We start from the raw sequence: 16,160 nt of genomic DNA on the forward strand, positions 1-16,160 counted from the left end.
TTTGCTAAGTAAGAGCGTCGGCAGGGATTTGTCAAACACCCAAAGACCACGCAGCACCGGAGGGTACATGCCAAATTTTGATCTAACTGGCCGCGTGGCGCTGGTCACAGGGTCCTCTAAGGGCATTGGGTTTTCCCTGTCCAAAGGTCTTGCGAAGGCAGGCGCGCGGCTGGTCATGAATGGTCGCAACGAGGACGACCTCGAAGCAGCTGCGGACACTTTGCGCGCGACGGGCGCGCAGGTAGACACGCTTTCCTTTGATGTGACAGATCCTGCCGCAGTGCGCGAGGCGGTCAATGACTATGAACGCGTTGGGCAAATCGACATCTTGATTAACAACGCCGGCATGCAACATCGCGGTCCACTAGAGGACTTTGAGACGGACGCCTTTGATCATCTGATGCGAACCAATGTAAATTCTGCCTTTTATGTTGGGCAGGCGGTGGCAAAGCATATGATCCCGCGTGGTCAGGGCAAAATCATCAACATCGCTTCAGTGCAGACGGCACTCGCGCGCCCCGGTATTGCGCCCTACACGGCCTCAAAAGGTGCGATTGCCAATCTTACCAAAGGGATGGCAACTGATTGGGCTCGGCTTGGGCTGAACTGCAACGCGATTGCTCCGGGGTATTTTGACACCCCCCTGAACGCGGCTTTGGTGGCAGATCCAGAGTTTTCCGCATGGTTAGAAAAACGGACGCCGCAAGGACGCTGGGGCAATGTCGAGGAGCTTCAGGGCGCGGCGGTATTCCTTGCCTCTGACGCGGCGAGCTTCGTTAACGGACACACGCTGTATGTCGACGGTGGCATTACAGCGAGCCTTTAGAGGAAATAGAGATGACTGAAAAATTAACGGTCGGGTTCATCGGCGTTGGGCTGATGGGGCACGGGATGGCGAAAAACATCCTTCAGGGTGGATATCCTTTGGTCATCAAAGGAAATCGCAACCGGGCTCCCGTCGATAGCCTTTTGGGTATGGGTGCGACCGAAGTGCAGACCGCGCGAGAAATGGCAGAGCAGTGTGATGTGATCCACCTTTGTCTGTCCAACTCTCCGCAGGTTGAGGCCATTATTCGTGATCCTGACGGTATCTTAGCTGGTGCGCGTGACGGATTGATTATTGTCGATACGACGACTGCTGACCCGACATCTACGATGGCGCTGGCGGATGAAATGGCAGCGCAAGGTGTGCACATGGTTGACGCACCGTTGGGCCGAACACCCAAAGAAGCTGAGGCCGGGACGCTTGATGCGATGGTCGGTGCATCGGATGAGGCGTTTACTAAGGTTAAGCCAGTTATCGAATGCTGGTCCGGCTCAATTAACCATATCGGTACAGTTGGGGCAGGCCATAAGATGAAGTTAATTATGAATTTCATGGCGATGTCATATGCGTCGGTTTACTCTGAGGCGCTGAGCATCGCGGTCAAATCTGGCCTGACACCGCAATCGGTGCGGGATGTCATGGCGCCCTCGCGCATGGGGTGCGGCTTTTTCGATACGTTCTTTTCTGGCGCCGTCGGTGGCGACCCCAATGCGCACAAATTTGCTATCTCGAATGCGGCTAAAGATGTGCGGTACGTGGCGTCCATGGCCACAGCAGCCGGAGTAATGAACCCAATGGGTGCAGCGGTTCGGAATTACTTTGATCAAGCCGAAGCGGTTGGCAAAGGGCAGGACTATGTGCCTACGATTGCCAGCCACATCGCTGAATTGAACGGCTGCAATTTGCCGGAGGCGGTTAAGAAAGGCGAAAGCTAGGATTAACCTTGCGCACACTGGACCTAACTAAGGACTTCCAATTGTCATCCCCCAAGCCCAATGTTGGCGCACCTATCACGCCGATGCAATTCACCGCAGTGGACGGTGGTCCAATCACCATTGGTGGCCCCAAGGATCGCTGGACACTGTTGGTGGTTTACCGGGGTAAGCATTGCCCGCGTTGCAAGCGCTACCTGAACAAGTTCAACGCTATGCTCTCGGACTGGACGGCGCTGATGGATGTCGTTGTTGTTTCTGCGGATAGCTTGGCAAAAGCCCAGCTGGACAAGGCTGAGTTCGGTTGGGAATTTGATCTGTGCTACGGGTTGACGGAGCCGCAGATGCGGTCCCTTGGGCTTTATGTTTCCGATCCTTTGTCCGAGGCGGAAACCACCACGCGGTTTGCCGAACCGGGCACCTTTGCGATCCGGCCTGATGGAACATTGATGTTGGTTGATATCTCAAATGGGCCGGCGTCGCGGCCCGATTTGGATGAACTTCTCGATGGAATGCGCTTCAATATCGAAAATGATCGGCCGGTGCGCGGGACCGCTTAATTGGTTAACCATGTGGGCCGCACGTTAATGCGGCCCCTCGCTTAGCTGACCATCTTCGCAGTTCCATCTTCTAGCATTGCTTTGACTTTCGCCATCTCGCAAAAGCCATCTTGGACCTTTGCATCGAGAGTGTCCTCCAACTCCTGAATGGCGGCAAGCTGGGCGATCACAGGATCGATCATTGCAAAGGGAACGACGACAACACCGTCTCGGTCGGCGACAATTATGTCACCGGTTTCGATGTGTCGCCCCCCAACTACAGCACCAAATCCAACCTTGCCGGGACCGTTCGAGTAAGGCGAATTTGGGCTAAGCCCGGCACACCAAGCAGGCAGGCCCGCAGCCACAATCCCGGAGTAGTCGCGCATTTGGCCATCAGTGACAAACCCAGCAACGCCCTTGTTTTTCATCATTCCACAGAACCTGTCGCCGGCGGCAGCGCAATCCGTGTGACCGTGTGCTGCGGCCACAACGATGTCGCCCTCTTGCGCGATGTGGAGCGCGCCCATCGTTGCCAAAATCTCGGCCGGGCCGTTGTCCGCGACCAATGCAGGACCATGGGCATGCAGGGGCAGGCCACCATCTGTGCAGACCGGCTGGATCGATGTGCAAAGCGCGCCTTGCCCCTCCATCGCGTCACACAAGAACCCGGTTGGGATGTTCTTAAAGGCGTCAATCTGCGCTTGAGTCGGCCGCTTGATCGTGGCGCGGATTTGCAGCTTGGCGGGTTCTTCGATCATGTTAATCTCCCTTAACGGTGTATTTCGGTGCGGTTCAAAGTATAAATGCTAACGCATAAAAGGTGCCCATTCCGGCGATGATCGCCCCGATCACGGACCCACGAAGCCCAACCAAGAACGCGGCGATCGCTGCGATGATGCGAACTGGATCCATGTCGCCGCCAGTGGCGTCAGGCCACAGGACCAAAGGCGTGAACAGTGCGGGAAAAACCGCGACCCCCACATAGCGCAGATGCAATAGCGCCCATTCCGGCAATTCTCGTCCGCCCAGCAGGCCGAGGAATGAAAACCGGATGGCAAATGTGCCAAGCCCAAGCGCGATGGTCAGTGCCCAAAATGTCGTATCGTCGATCATGACGCGCATGCCTTACGGCGCCGCAGGAACAGCTCCGTCTGTGCGCCCACGATCATTGCTATGATCGCTGCAATGAACAAGCCAAGCGACCAAGGCACCCACGCGAAAGTAATCGCCATCGCACAGGACGTAAGGGCTGCCACCACGTGTGATAGCGACCTTAGCAGGGGCGCGGTGAGCGCGATGAAACAAATCGGAACGGCGAAATCCAACGACCAACTTTCGGGTATGGCCTGCCCCAACACGGCCCCCAAAAGCGTGCAAGCGTACCAGATCGGACAGATCAACATCATCGCTCCAAAGTAGTACGCAACCTTGGTGTCAGGGGCCATTTCGGGGCGATCTTCGTATGTTTTGACCGCAACAGCAAAGGCTTGGTCGACCATCAAGTAGGCCATCAAAGCTCGTGTTCCCAGCCGGGCATGGCCCAAGTGCGGGACCAAAGCGGCCGAATACATCGCCATTCGCAGATTAACGGCAAGTGCAGCGAATAGGGCGATGAACACAGGCGCTTGGTCCTGCAACAACGCAAGCGCTGTGAATTGAGAGGCCCCGGCAATCACCAAAACCGACATGGACATGGTCTGCAAAATATCCAAACCCGCGTCCCGTGCGACGACGCCGAACAGCATCGAATAGGGCACAACGATCAGGATGAATGGCGCGCAATCGAGGTAGCCGCGCCAAAAGGCTTGGCGCGCGGTCATTGCAGGCTGCGCGACCGCAACTTGACCCGCAGATATACCAGACCTGCAGCCGAGGCTTCGCATTGCGCGCGCTGCCGGGCGATTTGATCGCCTGTGGCCTCGGATGCGGCCTTTGCCAGCTCTTCCATGCGGTCACATTGCATCAAGTTTCCCAGCATGTCGTACTTCAACTCAACCGCTGCAATCGTCGCGAGCCGCTCATCCGCGGTTTCTTTGATTCGCTCCATGTTGGCGGCGATTCCAATGTTCCACGCCTCTCGGGCTTGGCCAAAACACAGTATCGCTGAGGCGCTCATATCGCCGGGCATTGTTAAACAGCGCTGGTGCGCTTGATCCACACAAACGGTTGGGTTTTCCCCTTGGGCGAGCCGCTCATTCAGACATGCATCGGTGGTGATCAGATCAACATCAGCTGATGCCCCTGAACCAAAGCCAAAAGCCATAATCACGCATGCCGCGCGTAGGATACCGTTTCGCATAGACTGCTTTCTCTCTCCCTTGGGTAGGCTCATCTTTGCCCTTGCATTTGGTATACCATTTCGGAAAGGTATGCCAAGCGCCCCTTTGTAAGCGGGCAGATTCACATCATGGGAGGGCACGATGTCTGACACCCGCGCCAACAAGCGGTTCCGCTCACAGGAGTGGTTCGACAACCCAAACAACCCTGGCATGACCGCGCTATATACAGAGCGGTACCAGAACAGCACCTTTACCCGCGAAGAGCTGCAAAGCGCGCGTCCGGTGATTGGGATTGCACAGACCGGCTCAGACCTTGTGCCCTGCAACAAGATCCACGTATTCCTGATGGACCGCATTAAGGCGGGCATCCGTGAGGCCGGGGGCATTCCAATGGAATTCCCAGTGCATCCGGTTCAGGAAACCGGCAAGCGCCCAACGGCGGCGCTGGATCGCAACCTGCAATACTTGAGCCTTGTTGAGGTGCTACACGGGTATCCTCTGGATGGTGTCGTACTGACCACTGGTTGTGATAAAACCACGCCTGCGATGTTGATGGGGGCGGCCACCATGGACATTCCCGCCATCGCCCTGAACGGCGGGCCGATGCTGGACGGTTGGTGGAAGGGCAAACGCGCTGGGTCCGGCGCAATTGTCTGGGAAAGCCGCCGCCTGCTGGCCGAAGGCAAGATCGACTATGAGGAGTTTATGAAGCGCGTGTGCTCCTCTGCGCCGAGCCAAGGGCATTGCAACACGATGGGCACGGCCAGCACCATGAATGCGATGGCCGAGGCGCTGGGTATGACCCTGACCGGTAACAGCGCGATCCCCGCACCGTTTCGTGAGCGCATGGCCATGGCCTATGAGACCGGTAAACGGATCGTTGGGATGGTCTATGAGGACTTGAAGCCGTCTGACATCCTGACGCGTGAGGCATTTGAAAACGCAATTGTCGTGAATTCTGCGATTGGTGGATCGACGAATGCACCGCCGCATTTGCAGGCCGTGGCGCGGCATATCGGCGTTGATCTACACGTGACCGATTGGGAGAAAATCGGTTTTGACGTGCCCTTGATGGTGAACATGCAGCCCGCCGGTGAATACCTTGGCGAGAGCTTTTTCCGCGCAGGTGGTGTGCCCGCGGTGATGGGTGAGCTGGTTAAGGCCGACCGCCTGCATTTGGGCGTCATGACCGCCACTGGAAAAACGATGGGTGAAAACCTGTCCGGGTGGGAGAGTGAAGATACCGACGTGATCACGACTTACGCTGAGCCGATGCGCGTACATGCTGGCTTTAAGGTTTTGTCGGGCAATTTGTTTGACAGTGCGCTGATGAAAACCAGCGTGATTTCATCAGATTTCCGTCAGCGGTTTCTATCAGAGCCGGGCAATGAAGGGGTGTTTGAGGCGCGTGCCGTCGTGTTCGAGGGCCCCGAGGACTATCACGACCGGATCAATGATGCCGCGCTTGAGATTGATGATCATACAATTCTGTTCATTCGCGGTGTTGGCTGCGTGGGGTATCCCGGCTCCGCTGAGGTGGTGAACATGCTGCCGCCGGACGCGATTGTGCGGCAAGGGGTGAACCACCTGCCAACGGTTGGTGATGGCCGCCAATCCGGCACGTCCGAAAGCCCATCGATCCTGAACGCGTCACCAGAGTCGGTGGTGGGGGGTGGGCTTGCCTATCTGAACACAGGCGACCGTGTCCGGTTGGATTTAAACGCGAGCCGAATGGATGCTTTGGTGCCAGACGACGAGTGGCAAGCGCGTATTGATGCGTGGGAAGCGCCTGAGCTAAAGCATCAGACACCCTGGCAGGAGATCTACCGCAAGCATGTTGGGCAATTGTCCGATGGTGGATGTTTGGAGTTGGCGACGGCGTACCAGAAAATCCGCCACGATTTGCCGCGTGATAACCACTGATTGGGGGCTCTGCCCCCGCTTCGCTCCCCCGAGATATTTAAGAACCAAAGAAGGTAAGGACACGGGTCCATGACAAAGAGTATCATCATCACCGGCGGCGGACGCGGGATTGGTAAGGCGACGGCTGAGGCGTTTCTTAAGGCGGGCTGGAAGGTTGGTCTTGTGGGGCGTAACGCTGAGGCTTTGGAGGCTGTTGCGGCGACGCATGAGAACGCGTTGGCTATGCCTTGTGACGTGAGTGACGAGGCATCGGTAGTGGATGCGTTTGGGAAAGCGGCGGCGCAGTGGGGCCATCTGGATGTGCTGTTCAACAATGCGGGTGTATCATTGGCGTCGAGCACTGTGGATGAGATCGACGTTGCCGCGTGGCGCAACCTGATCGACATTAACATCACCGGCAGCTTTATCTGCGCGAAAGTGGCCTTTGGCTTGATGCGGGTGCAGGACCCGCAGGGTGGGCGGATCATTAATAACGGTTCGGTTTCTGCCTATGTGCCGAGGTATGGTTCAGCCGCCTACACGACCTCTAAGCACGCAATCACCGGTTTGACGCGTTCTGTTTCTTTGGATGGGCGGGCGTATAATATTGCGTGTGGTCAGATCGATATTGGCAACGCTTTGACTGACATGGCTGTGGCAATGACCAAGGGTGTGCCACAGGCTGATGGGTCTATGGCGGTGGAACCTGTAATGGACGTATCGAACGTTGCCTCATCTGTTCTGCATATGGCGTCGTTGCCGTTGGATGCGAACGTGCAGTTTATGACCGTTATGGCATCAGCGATGCCCTATATCGGGCGCGGCTAGGCCCAACGTTGGGATTGGCTGGGTGATATTGGTCACCCACCTTTCACTTTTCGCTCTCTGGCCCAGATGTACAGGCCTGATCCGATGATGATCGCGCCGCCGCCTAGTGTGTAGAGCGTGGGCCATGTGCCGAAGATAAAGATACCTGCGAAGGCGGCGAACACGATCTGCGTGTAGAACATCGGTGACAGCAGCGAGGCATCGGCCCAGCGGTGTGCGGTGGTGGCTGCAATATGGCCCGTGGCGCCGAAAAAGCCGATGGCCATGAATACCATCCATGCTTGGATATCGGGTGGCCAGACCCAGCCCTTGATTACGAAGGGCAGCAAGATTGTGGTGGATACGGCTGACGACCAAAGCTGTTGTGTTGCGTTGCTTTCTATGCCGGCCAACATGCGGGTCATCACAAAGTAGAGCGAGGCCACCACCACCGATGCAACCGACAACAGCATCGCCGGATGCCATGCTGCCGACCATGGTTGGGTCACGACCAGTACCCCCGAAAAGCCAACGCAGACCGCGATGATACGACGAATGCCTACGGTTTCACCCAGCATTGGGATCGCCAATAGGGTCACCACGATGGGCATTGTGAATTGGATCGTCGTGGTGATTGTGATGGGCAGATAGCTGAGTGCGATGAAGTTGAGGATCGTACTGCCGAGCAAAAAGACCGAACGCAGGAATTGCTTGCCTGGGCTTTGGGATCTGATCGCGCCCAATCCTTCTTGGGGGAGGTACACGATCAATGATACGAGCAGGTGCCCCGCGTACCGGGCAAATACCACCTGCAACGCAGGCAACCCTGCGATCAGCAACCACTTGGCGGACGTGTCGATACAGGTGAACAAGGCCACCGCGAGCACCATAATACCGATGCCCGCAGCGGTTTTATCTTCGCGGGGGAGAACGCCTACCAAGCGCGGCTCATATCGTCATCCCGCCGTCGATGCTGATGCATTGGCCGGTCATGTATTGCGTCTCATCCGAGCCGAGATAAACCACCAGATCTGCGATCTCAGGTGCGGTGCCAATACGGCCCATGGGTTGGCGCGCAACAAACGCGGCCATTGCGGCGTCGTAGTCGCCCGTGGCCTTGAGCCGATCGTGCAAAGATGGGCTATCGACGGTACCGGGGGCGATGGCGTTGCAAGTGATGCCCTTGGTCACAAAGTCCGCCGCAACAGATTTTGTCAGGCCGATCACTGCGGCCTTGGACGTGCCGTATATGCAGCGATTGGGCAGGCCCATCACGCTAGAGGCGACGGAGGCGATACTGATGATCGACCCGCGCCCCTTATCGATCATTCCGGGCAAAGCGGCCTGAATGGCATGCATCTGCGCACGTACGTTCAGGTGCATCGCAAATGCGAAATCGTCGTCCGATACCTCTAGCACCGAGCCGCCATGCACGTGACCTGCACAATTGACCAAGATGTCCGGTGATGCGTCTTTGACAGCCGCTTGCAGGGCGTCTTTGTCCAACACATCAAGGGCAAATGCTTTTTCAGCTTCCAACCCCTCAAGCAAGTCTGCGTTGAGATCGGTCGCAATGACCTGCGCGCCATTGGCTGTTAAGGCCTCGACGCAGGCACGGCCAATCCCTTGGCCGGCTGCGGTGACGAATGCACGTTTTCCAGCAAGTCGTGTCATGCGGGGCCCATGCTTTTGCTCATCCAGTCGACCATCTGTGAGACCATCTTATCGCCGTCGCCGCCTTCGGTCGCGGCTTTCAGCGCGTCGCCTGCACAAGCGGACATTTTGCTGTTCAGGTTCATATCTTGGGTCATCTGACGGTAATAGCCCACGTCCTTCGACGCGTTAGCGATCGAAAACGCGAGGTTTTGGTCACCGTCAACGGCGTAGTTACGCACGAATTCCATCATGCCTGACCGCAGGGGGCCGGCGGCCATGACTTCGAACAATTGCTGACGGTCGATGCCGGCGGCGTCGGCGGTGGCAAATGCTTCGGACATGGCGCAGGCCGTGGTCATGCCAAAGTAGTTGTTGATCAGTTTGATCGTGTGGCCGCTACCCAGCTTCCCTAGGTGAAAGACATTCTCGCCCATAACGTCGAGCACGGGCTTTACCCGGTCAAACGCGGCTTTGTCGCCAGAACACATCAGGTTCAGCAGTCCGTCTACGGCGTGGGCAGGGGTCCGGCCGATTGGGGCGTCTAGATAGGTCGCGCCCTTTGCCTCCATGTCCGCCCCGATCTTGAGCGTCGATGCAGGCAGAGAGGTGCCAAAATCAATCACGACTTGGCCGGATTTGACGCCCGCAAGGATGCCATTGTCGCCATAAACATTCGCCTCAACATGGTCTGAGGTGCCGACGCAGATCATCACAACATCAGAGGCCTCAGCGACTTCGCGTGCGTTGGCGGCCTCTGTCGCGCCGCGGGCCAATGCGGCCTCAATCCCGGTGCGATCGCGGTTGCCCAGAACGATGACGTCATAGTCTGCCTTTTGCAGGCATTCGACCATTGCGCGCCCCATCAGGCCCAATCCGATAAAACCAACTTTCATATTTTACTCCCTTATATTCCTGTGAAATTTCCGGGTACGTCGCCTTGACGAACCGGATGGCCGTTGCGCCCAGATAGGGCGGCGGCAAGTGTGATTTCTAGGGCTTTGACACCCTCTGCGCCGCTGCAGATGACGTCGTCCTGACCGCCGTTGGCCACATGCGCAAAGCGGATCAGTTGCTCTTTGATTGGGTCGATCTTGGCGAACTCTGGCGCGTCATGTCTGAGCAGTGGTTTGGACCATTCGATTTCGCCCCCGTCAGAGCGGCCCCAACGAGTTAACGAGGGAAACGCCAGCGCCCCCTCAGTCCCGGTAAATCGAAGATAATCCTCGCCTGACCCGGCAATGGCAGGGTTCTCATAGCTGCCGGTTTCAAAGGACCAAGGCGAGGCCCCCGCATCGGACATTAGCATTGAACCTAACGCGCCTTGTGCAAAGCGGAAGGCCATTGACGCGGTGTCCTCAATCACAAGGTTCCGACTGGCGGAGGACAAAAGCGTCGTCGTTTCGGTGATTTCTCCCACGAGGAAATGCAGAAGGTCCACCTCATGGCTGAGGTTTGTCATCAGCGGCCCCGCCCCGGGTGCCCTGCGCCACGGCGCATCATAATAGCTGGCATGTTTGCGCAAGGACCAAAGCCCCTGCACACCAACTAAATCGCCCAACTCAGAGAGGGCATCGCGGGCAGCAATGGTGAATGGGTGGCAGCGACGGTGGTGTCCCGTGAAAAACGGCAGGCCCAGAGTGCTGGCGCGTTGGACCAGGTCATTCGCGGCATCGAGCGTATGCGCGGTCGGTTTTTCGACCAGCACGGCCCAGCCCTTGTCAAAGCACTTAAGCGTGCTTTCTGCATGGTCTGGGGTCGGAGTGGCTATGATGGCTGCCCGTGTGTCGGCAGGTGCCGCATCAATATTAGCGACCATCGGCAGGCCCTGCTGCGCAAGCGTGGCGCGCAGTGTGTCGTCAGGTTCCACCACGCAGACCAGATCAACGGCCGCGCAGGATTGCGCGACACCGATGTGCCGCTGCCCAATGGAGCCTGCGCCAATGATCGTGAGTGGAACTGCCGTGCTCACATCGTTGCACCGATTTGCCATGGGACGAATTCGTAGTCGCCAAGGCCCTGCGCCTCGGATTTCGACAACTCACCCGAAGCCATGCGCAGCCACATCTCATAGATTTCGCGGCCCACGTCCTCAACGGATTTACCGTCGGACAGAATGGTGCCAGCATTGATGTCCATGTCATCCGACAGACGGCTGTACATTTCGGTGTTGGTCGCGACCTTCATTGAGGGGCTGGGTTTGGCACCAAAGGCCGAGCCGCGTCCGGTGGTAAAGCACACAAGGTTGCAGCCGCTGGCAATTTGTCCCGTGACAGAGACAGGGTCATAGCCAGGGCTGTCCATAAAGGTGAAACCCTTGGCCGTGACCGGCTCGGCGTATTTGTAGACGCCCATGAGCGGGGTCGTACCCCCCTTTGCGGCAGCCCCCAGCGACTTCTCAAGGATGGTTGTAAGGCCGCCTTTTTTGTTCCCAGGGGAAGGGTTGTTATCCATGCTGCCCATGTTGCGGGCAGTGTAATCCTCCCACCAGTTGATGAGGCCAAGCAGCTTGTCACCGGTGGCGCGGTCAATCGCGCGGGCCGTGAGGAGATGTTCCGCCCCATAGATTTCGGGCGTTTCGGCCAGCACGCCTGTACCGCCTTGAGCGACAAGCAGATCGCAGGCATGGCCAACGGCGGGGTTCGCGGTGACCCCGGACCATGCGTCCGAGCCGCCACATTGTAGGGCCACCATCAGTTCCGACGCGGGAACTTCTTCTCGGGTCGAGGCGTTGACGACGGGCAGCATCTCTTGGATCTTTTTGATGCCGAGTGAGATGGTTTTTTGCAGCCCGCCCACGTCTTGGATGTTCATGCTTTGGAAGAGAGGCCCGGGCTTGAGGCCGTATGCCTCAACCAGCCAGTCGATTTGGTTCATCTCACAGCCCAGACCGGCCATCAGAACGCCACCGATGTTTGGGTTCTTGGCGTAGCCCCACATAACACGCTGCAGAGCTTCGAACCCATCGCCGGAGCCGGCCATGCCGCAGCCGGTGCCATGCACAAAGGCCACAACACCATCGACGTTTGGATAATCTGCAAGCGTGTCCGGGGTGAAATGCGCGGCAATCATACGCGCAGCGGTGGCCGAGCAATTCACGGACGTCAGAACCGCAATGTAGTTTCGGGTGCCAACACGCCCTGTGGCGCGCTTGTAGCCCATGAACGTGTCTTGGGTCGTTGCTTTGGGTACGGGATGCAGGTTGGTTGAGAACTCGTATTCAGTGTCTACACCGCGAAATTCTAGGTTGTGTGTGTGAACATGCGCGCCTTTGGCGATATCTTCGGCAGCGTAGCCGATAATCTGGGCGTATTTGCGCACCGGTGCGCCCTTGGCGATGTCCGCGACGGCCATTTTGTGGCCGCGTGGGATCAGCTGGGTTGCGCCATCGCTACCGATTTCGAGGGGCTTGATCGCGGTGACGACGTTATCTTGGTCGGACAGGCGGACGGTGGTCATTGTGGTGTGGTCCTATTTGGGGCTCTGCCCCCGCGCTGCGCGCTCCCCCGGGATATTGGGGAGCCGAAGAGAGGGTGTACTAGGCGCATGCGGGGCTGTCGGAGGTCCATCTGTGAATTGGGATATGGGTTTGAGGTGCGAGGGTGGCGCGGGTTTCGTGCCACATGTCCCGCCACGTGTGCCAATCGTGCAGTTCAGTTTGTGGGGTAGCGCGTGACCGCGCGACGAAATCTGGGAAGTGCGCGCGACCCGTGGGTTGGCCCGTGACGTTGAAGCGGATGTCGAAGGACCAGCGGAAGCCGTCTGATACGTTGTCGAGTGCGCCGTGAGGGGTGAGGGGGTGAAAGATCACGGCGCCGCCAGCTTTGACGGGCAACGGCTGGGCTTTGGAAGTATCAAGAAAGCCGTCGGCGATCGATGTTTGGCGTTGCGGGCAATGAGGATACATTTGCGGCTTGCCGGGGATGACTTGGAGGCAGCCGTTGTCGAGGGTGGCATCGGTGATTGCGAGCCAGACGGTGACCATCTGGGTCCGGTCGCCTTCTTCGTGAGCGACGGCGCGGTCCTGATGCCAGTCCGTGGCCATGATATGTGCGGTCGTCTCGGAGGTGCGTAAGGTGCGAGCGGGTGGTTTGAGGCGGACGTGTTGGATGGGGTTCGATGTGATCTCGGGACCGATCAGATCCTCAACTACGTCCAAAAGGCGTGGTGAGGTCAGCATGTCGAACACGGCAGGGCCGGTATGAAACGGTGTGTCCGCCGCGATTTCGGAGCCGGGCAGCGAGATATCCATCGGTTGGAACCATTCGCATCCTGCTTCATAGGCGACGGATAGTTTTTCGAAGAAATCCATGTCGCCTGCGGGAGGGACGCGACCTTGGGCATGCCATTCAGAATAAAGCGTATCGAGCAGGGCTGCGTATTCCGCTTTGATCGCGCTGAGGGTCGCGGGGGAAAGTATATCGTCGATGACGAGCACGCCGTCACGTTCAAAAGCTGCGATTTGATCAGGGGTTAGGACGAGTGTCATGCGCGTAGCCTTTCTAGCTTGTCCCAATCAAAAGCGACGCCGTGGCCGGGCGTATCCCGCGCTATGGCGTGGCCGTTTTCGATTTTGAGTGGAGTTTCAACGTAGTTTTCGAGCCCGAACCCATGCGCCTCAAGATAGGAGCGGTTTGGGCAGGCCGCGAGCAGATGGACCGTGATGTCGTGGGCACCGTGGCTGGTGACGGGCAAGTGGAAGGCCTCGGCCAAGCGGGTGATTTTCATAAATGGCGTGACGCCGCCACAGTTGGTGACATCGGGTTCGGGGAATGTCACACCGCCTTCGATCGCGGTGCGGAACTCCCACAGGGAGCGCAGGTTTTCGCCTGAGGCGATGGGGATGCCCCCCTCGGTTAGGATGCGCTTGTGACCGGCGGGATCCTCGGGCGGGATCGGCTCCTCAAACCAGACGAGGTCGAAATCGTTGAATGCACGCGCGGCGCGGATGGCTGCATCCACGGTGTACTTCATATTGGCATCGACCATCAGCGGCATGTCAGGCCCGAAGGCATCCCGCATGGCCGCAATTTTGGCCACGTCTTCGCGCAGCAGGTCGCGCCCGACTTTCATTTTGATCGCACGGTGACCGTGGGCGATGTTTTGGTGCGTTTGCTCCACCAACTCTTGGGGCGTGAGGTCGATGTCGATCCCGCCCGCGTAACAGGGGACCGCGGCGTCGAAGCCGCCAAGGAGTTGATAGAGAGGGAGGCCCGCTTTGACCGCCTTTAGGTCCCACAGGGCCATGTCCAACGCGGATTGCGCCAGCACGGTTGGCCCGCCGCGTCCGCCGTAGTGAAAGGCCCACCAGATGTCTTTCCAGATCGCTTCGATCATGGCGGCGTCGCGTCCGATGACCATCGGGGTCATTTCGCGGCCGAGAATGTCTGCAATTGCGCCGCCGTTCACCCCGCAGGTGAAGGTATATCCGACGCCGGTGGCCCCATCGCTATCTGTGACGCGCGCGGTTACGACCTCAAAGCCGGTCATGGTGCCGTGCATCGAATCCTCTAGCGCGCGGGGCAGAGGGATAACGTAGTGGTCGGTTTGAATGCGGTCGATGCGTGCCATGGGGGTCTTCCTAAATTGGGGGCACCGGTGAAGGTGCCCCCAAGGGTTGGTTTACAAGAACACCGTCACGATAGGCGGATAGGCCAGCAGCACCGCCAGAGCTAAAAGCTGTAGGGCGATGAACGGTAAGAAGCCTTTGAAGATGTCCGTGAGCGAGATGTGCGCAGGTGCGACCGATTTCAGGTAGAACGCTGCCGGGCCAAAGGGCGGTGACAGAAAGCTGACCTGCATGTTCATACAGAACACCACACCGAACCAAATTGGGATCAAGCGTGGATCGATCGATGCAAAGAACCCGATCTCTTCGGCGGGGAGCCGGATCACGATGGGCAGGAACACGGGCATGATCAGCAGAACAATACCGATCCAGTCCATGAACATCCCCATGATCAAGAAGATCAACATCATCACCAAGATCACGCCCATCGTTGGCAGGTCATAGCCAACGATCAGGTTGGCCACATAGGTCGGCCCACCGACCAGTGTGTAGGCCGCAGCCAATGCCGAGGCACCGATGGTCACCCAGATGATTGTCCCCGTTGACCGCAATGTGCGGACCAAAGCATCCCATACGATTTCGAAGTTCATCTCACGGCGCAGCAGGCCGATGACGAACACTGCGATCACACCCATGCCAGCGGCTTCGGTGATCCCGGTGATGCCACCATAGATCGAGCCCATGACCACGCCGATCACGATGATCGGAGCGACAAGGCCTTTGCCCATTTCCCAACCTGCGTCCGTGCGCTTTTTGCCGACGATAACATAGGCAATGATGGCAAAGACGACTAAGGCACCCGCAAGGTAGGGTAGGTCTGCAACCATGCCCAACGGGATCGGATCGGTATTTTCGACGACTGCGTTGTCACCTGTGACTGTGAAGAACAAGGCGCGTCCTGTCAGGACGCCCGCAATCCACATGCCGGTTTTGGCAAGGAAGCCAAGAAACATCAGACGCTTTTCATTGCCCTCAGGCTCACCTGGGACCGGTTCTGGCAGCGGGGCCAGTGACGGGTTCAGGTTGGTGCGCACGATGATGTAGGTGATGAAGAACGTCGCCAGCATAAAGCCCGGCAGGAAGGACGCAGTGAACAGCGCCTTGATCGATGTCTCAGTGACCAGCCCGTAAAAGATCAACACGATTGAGGGCGGGATCATTGTACCAAGCGAGCCGGACGCACAGATCGTTCCGATCGCGAGGTTTTGGTTGTACCCCAACCGCAGCATCTGTGGCAGCGCGATGAGGCCCAATAGGACCACCTCACCACCGATGATGCCGGACATAGCGGCCATAATGACGGCCATGATCGACGTCACGATTGCGATGCCACCACGGGTACGGGACAGCCAAACGTTTAGCGACGAATACATATCCTTGGCGATGCCCGACCTTTCGAGAAGGGCGGCCATAAATATGAACAACGGTATCGAGATGAGGACGTAGTTCGTCATCTGTCGATAGACCGCCTGCCCCAGAACAGACAGCGGCCCTTGACCAAAGGTTCTGAACAGAATGTCCACGTCAAACTTTAGCAAAAGCGTGACAACCGCCAGAAAGGCCGAGGCAAAGCCAAGCGGCATGCCAATGGCCAGTAGCGCGAACATGCCCAGCAGGATGATGAGGCTGAGTGTGCCTATATCGACCATG

The 16,160-nt window shown here is 57.9% G+C and carries 17 protein-coding genes; 5 read left to right on the plus strand and 12 right to left on the minus strand.

Annotated features, from left to right (window positions below):
- The first annotated feature begins 67 nt into the window (after positions 1-67).
- The 3 genes from PM04_RS07840 to PM04_RS07850 are packed head-to-tail and all read left to right on the plus strand — an operon-like array spanning position 68 to position 2,318.
- Positions 68-826 (plus strand): SDR family oxidoreductase, encoded by a 759-nt coding sequence (locus PM04_RS07840; protein ID WP_038005525.1) that lies wholly within the window; start codon positions 68-70, stop codon positions 824-826.
- Positions 827-837: 11 nt separating this feature from the next.
- Positions 838-1,761 (plus strand): NAD(P)-dependent oxidoreductase, encoded by a 924-nt coding sequence (locus tag PM04_RS07845; protein ID WP_038005528.1) that lies wholly within the window; start codon positions 838-840, stop codon positions 1,759-1,761.
- Between the two features lie 8 nt (positions 1,762-1,769).
- A complete protein-coding gene (locus tag PM04_RS07850) occupies positions 1,770-2,318 on the plus strand; it encodes a redoxin domain-containing protein (protein ID WP_234702846.1) in 549 nt (182 codons plus the stop codon).
- A 41-nt stretch (positions 2,319-2,359) separates the two neighbouring features.
- Here PM04_RS07850 and PM04_RS07855 read toward each other — a convergent pair whose 3' ends face one another.
- Genes PM04_RS07855 through PM04_RS07870 form a run of 4 tightly spaced genes read right to left on the minus strand, consistent with a single transcriptional unit; the run spans position 2,360 to position 4,599 of the window.
- Positions 2,360-3,058, minus strand: a complete 699-nt coding sequence (locus PM04_RS07855; RefSeq protein WP_038005530.1) for an RraA family protein — start codon at positions 3,056-3,058, stop codon at positions 2,360-2,362.
- A gap of 34 nt (positions 3,059-3,092) precedes the next feature.
- Positions 3,093-3,413, minus strand: coding sequence for an AzlD domain-containing protein (locus tag PM04_RS07860; protein WP_038005963.1), 321 nt, complete (start codon positions 3,411-3,413; stop codon positions 3,093-3,095).
- Positions 3,410-4,120: an AzlC family ABC transporter permease gene (locus tag PM04_RS07865; RefSeq protein WP_038005533.1), complete on the minus strand. Its 711-nt coding sequence runs from the start codon at positions 4,118-4,120 to the stop codon at positions 3,410-3,412. Before PM04_RS07865 ends, PM04_RS07860 begins: the two co-directional genes overlap by 4 nt.
- Positions 4,117-4,599, minus strand: coding sequence for a hypothetical protein (locus PM04_RS07870; protein ID WP_038005535.1), 483 nt, complete (start codon positions 4,597-4,599; stop codon positions 4,117-4,119). The genes PM04_RS07865 and PM04_RS07870 overlap by 4 nt, the downstream gene beginning before the upstream one ends.
- Before the next feature lie 121 nt (positions 4,600-4,720).
- Here PM04_RS07870 and PM04_RS07875 point away from each other — a divergent pair, with 121 nt between their 5' ends.
- Positions 4,721-6,502: an IlvD/Edd family dehydratase gene (locus tag PM04_RS07875; protein ID WP_038005537.1), complete on the plus strand. Its 1,782-nt coding sequence runs from the start codon at positions 4,721-4,723 to the stop codon at positions 6,500-6,502.
- Between the two features lie 69 nt (positions 6,503-6,571).
- On the plus strand, positions 6,572-7,309 hold the full coding sequence (locus PM04_RS07880; RefSeq protein WP_038005540.1) for an SDR family oxidoreductase: 738 nt from the start codon (positions 6,572-6,574) through the stop codon (positions 7,307-7,309).
- 32 nt (positions 7,310-7,341) lie between these two features.
- Here PM04_RS07880 and PM04_RS07885 read toward each other — a convergent pair whose 3' ends face one another.
- The 8 genes from PM04_RS07885 to PM04_RS07920 form a co-directional block, all read right to left on the minus strand.
- Positions 7,342-8,229 carry a DMT family transporter gene (locus tag PM04_RS07885; protein WP_038005541.1) on the minus strand — a complete coding sequence of 296 codons (888 nt, stop codon included), beginning with the start codon at positions 8,227-8,229 and terminating at the stop codon, positions 7,342-7,344.
- Between the two features lie 7 nt (positions 8,230-8,236).
- Positions 8,237-8,962 carry an SDR family oxidoreductase gene (locus PM04_RS07890; RefSeq protein ID WP_038005544.1) on the minus strand — a complete coding sequence of 242 codons (726 nt, stop codon included), beginning with the start codon at positions 8,960-8,962 and terminating at the stop codon, positions 8,237-8,239.
- Positions 8,959-9,837, minus strand: a complete 879-nt coding sequence (locus PM04_RS07895; RefSeq protein WP_038005547.1) for an NAD(P)-dependent oxidoreductase — start codon at positions 9,835-9,837, stop codon at positions 8,959-8,961. The genes PM04_RS07890 and PM04_RS07895 overlap by 4 nt, the downstream gene beginning before the upstream one ends.
- Positions 9,838-9,848: 11 nt before the next feature.
- On the minus strand, positions 9,849-10,913 hold the full coding sequence (locus tag PM04_RS07900) for a Gfo/Idh/MocA family protein (protein WP_234702845.1): 1,065 nt from the start codon (positions 10,911-10,913) through the stop codon (positions 9,849-9,851).
- Positions 10,910-12,400 carry a UxaA family hydrolase gene (locus tag PM04_RS07905; protein ID WP_038005554.1) on the minus strand — a complete coding sequence of 497 codons (1,491 nt, stop codon included), beginning with the start codon at positions 12,398-12,400 and terminating at the stop codon, positions 10,910-10,912. Before PM04_RS07905 ends, PM04_RS07900 begins: the two co-directional genes overlap by 4 nt.
- A 79-nt stretch (positions 12,401-12,479) precedes the next feature.
- Positions 12,480-13,430 carry a phytanoyl-CoA dioxygenase family protein gene (locus PM04_RS07910; protein ID WP_038005556.1) on the minus strand — a complete coding sequence of 317 codons (951 nt, stop codon included), beginning with the start codon at positions 13,428-13,430 and terminating at the stop codon, positions 12,480-12,482.
- On the minus strand, positions 13,427-14,512 hold the full coding sequence (locus PM04_RS07915) for a mandelate racemase/muconate lactonizing enzyme family protein (protein ID WP_038005558.1): 1,086 nt from the start codon (positions 14,510-14,512) through the stop codon (positions 13,427-13,429). Before PM04_RS07915 ends, PM04_RS07910 begins: the two co-directional genes overlap by 4 nt.
- Positions 14,513-14,563: 51 nt before the next feature.
- On the minus strand, positions 14,564-16,159 hold the full coding sequence (locus PM04_RS07920; RefSeq protein WP_038005560.1) for a TRAP transporter large permease subunit: 1,596 nt from the start codon (positions 16,157-16,159) through the stop codon (positions 14,564-14,566).
- Position 16,160: the final 1 nt, after the last annotated feature.

Origin of the sequence: Thalassobacter sp. 16PALIMAR09 (assembly GCF_000765485.1) — a bacterium.
Classification (GTDB): Bacteria; Pseudomonadota; Alphaproteobacteria; order Rhodobacterales; family Rhodobacteraceae; genus Thalassobacter; species Thalassobacter stenotrophicus.

Excerpts from the sequence above, each read along its gene's own strand:
- PM04_RS07840 (WP_038005525.1), top strand. The coding sequence starts at position 68 with ATGCCAAATTTTGATCTAACTGGCCGCGTGGCGCTGGTCACAGGGTCC.
- PM04_RS07845 (WP_038005528.1), top strand. The coding sequence starts at position 838 with ATGACTGAAAAATTAACGGTCGGGTTCATCGGCGTTGGGCTGATGGGG.
- PM04_RS07855 (WP_038005530.1), bottom strand. The coding sequence starts at position 3,058 with ATGATCGAAGAACCCGCCAAGCTGCAAATCCGCGCCACGATCAAGCGG.
- PM04_RS07860 (WP_038005963.1), bottom strand. The coding sequence starts at position 3,413 with ATGATCGACGATACGACATTTTGGGCACTGACCATCGCGCTTGGGCTT.
- PM04_RS07865 (WP_038005533.1), bottom strand. The coding sequence starts at position 4,120 with ATGACCGCGCGCCAAGCCTTTTGGCGCGGCTACCTCGATTGCGCGCCA.
- PM04_RS07870 (WP_038005535.1), bottom strand. The coding sequence starts at position 4,599 with ATGCGAAACGGTATCCTACGCGCGGCATGCGTGATTATGGCTTTTGGC.
- PM04_RS07875 (WP_038005537.1), top strand. The coding sequence starts at position 4,721 with ATGTCTGACACCCGCGCCAACAAGCGGTTCCGCTCACAGGAGTGGTTC.
- PM04_RS07880 (WP_038005540.1), top strand. The coding sequence starts at position 6,572 with ATGACAAAGAGTATCATCATCACCGGCGGCGGACGCGGGATTGGTAAG.
- PM04_RS07890 (WP_038005544.1), bottom strand. The coding sequence starts at position 8,962 with ATGACACGACTTGCTGGAAAACGTGCATTCGTCACCGCAGCCGGCCAA.
- PM04_RS07895 (WP_038005547.1), bottom strand. The coding sequence starts at position 9,837 with ATGAAAGTTGGTTTTATCGGATTGGGCCTGATGGGGCGCGCAATGGTC.
- PM04_RS07905 (WP_038005554.1), bottom strand. The coding sequence starts at position 12,400 with ATGACCACCGTCCGCCTGTCCGACCAAGATAACGTCGTCACCGCGATC.
- PM04_RS07910 (WP_038005556.1), bottom strand. The coding sequence starts at position 13,430 with ATGACACTCGTCCTAACCCCTGATCAAATCGCAGCTTTTGAACGTGAC.
- PM04_RS07915 (WP_038005558.1), bottom strand. The coding sequence starts at position 14,512 with ATGGCACGCATCGACCGCATTCAAACCGACCACTACGTTATCCCTCTG.
- PM04_RS07920 (WP_038005560.1), bottom strand. The coding sequence starts at position 16,159 with ATGGTCGATATAGGCACACTCAGCCTCATCATCCTGCTGGGCATGTTC.